Below are 758 nucleotides of genomic sequence, written 5' to 3' on the forward strand. Positions count from 1 at the left end.
TTGTGACTTTAAGTCCGTTTCGCTCCGAAGGTGCGAAACAAATAAACCACCCGCTATGCGGGTGCGCATCGAAGGTTATACCGTCATAACAAAAACACTCCAAACGAGTTACAATATAGGTGTTCAAGCCAATTGTAAAGCGAAAGGAGTTAAAACTATGGCGCAAAAAGCTCACAGTTTATCACATACAAAATGGATGTGTAAGTACCACATTGTATTTACACCTAAGTATAGACGAAAAATAATCTATAATCAATATAGGAGTAGTCTTGGAGAGATTTTTCATAGACTATGCCAATATAAAGGCGTTGAAATAATAGAAGGCCACTTAATGCCAGATCATGTTCACATGCTAGTAAGTATACCACCACGAATGAGTGTAGCTAGTTTTATGGGATATTTAAAAGGTAAAAGTGCCTTAATGATGTTTGATAAACACGCCAATTTAAAATATAAATTTGGGAACAGACATTTTTGGGCAGAAGTATATTATGTAAGTACGGTAGGACTAAATGAAGCCACAATTAAGAAATATATCCAGGAACAAGAGAAGCATGATATCGCTTTGGACAAATTAAGCGTTAAAGAATATGAAAATCCCTTTAGGGATAACGGTAAGTAATGCGAATGCCTCTTTGAGAGGCTTGTGACGAGTCAAAAGCAATAAGGCTTGAACAAAGTGAAAGCCAGCGTCTTTAGGCGCTGGCTGGTATTATGGGCTTATAGCCCTTGATCAAACCACCCGTTAGACGGGTGGT

The 758-nt window shown here is 38.1% G+C and carries 1 protein-coding gene; it reads left to right on the forward strand.

The window, feature by feature from the left end; translation table 11 throughout:
• Window positions 1-157 precede the first annotated feature (157 nt).
• On the forward strand, window positions 158-622 hold the full coding sequence (tnpA, locus tag HMPREF2877_RS09715; RefSeq protein ID WP_002886285.1) for an IS200/IS605 family transposase: 465 nt from the start codon (window positions 158-160) through the stop codon (window positions 620-622).
• The last annotated feature ends 136 nt before the right edge of the window (window positions 623-758 follow it).

Source organism: Streptococcus sp. HMSC072D03 (assembly GCF_001812855.1).
In the GTDB taxonomy this organism is placed as follows: Bacteria; Bacillota; Bacilli; order Lactobacillales; family Streptococcaceae; genus Streptococcus; species Streptococcus salivarius_D.